The 255-nt window shown below is 67.8% G+C and carries 1 protein-coding gene; it reads left to right on the forward strand.

What is annotated here, in order from left to right:
- The coding region (locus G3O00_RS43185; RefSeq protein WP_206146654.1) for a transposase at positions 1 to 255 on the forward strand (255 nt) is incomplete at both ends.

The following is a 255-nucleotide window of genomic DNA, read 5'->3' on the forward strand; positions in this document are numbered from 1 at the left end:
CCGGCCATTCCCGCCGAGTTGCTTGAGCAATTCGGCAACGGCCCGATGACCGCAGACGCGATCAATGCCGCGACGCTGGCCCTCAAGAAGGCGCTGATCGAGCGGGCGCTGGGTGGCGAGATGAGTCACCATCTCGGCTACCCGCCAGGCGCTGCCAAGCCGAGCGCCGTGACCAACCAGCGCAATGGCACGGGCGCCAAGACAGTCCTGACCGAGGACGGCCCGATCCGTATCGAGGTGCCTCGCGACCGCGAC

This window comes from Burkholderia sp. Ac-20384, from assembly GCF_017104605.1.
GTDB lineage: Bacteria > Pseudomonadota > Gammaproteobacteria > Burkholderiales > Burkholderiaceae > Burkholderia > Burkholderia lata.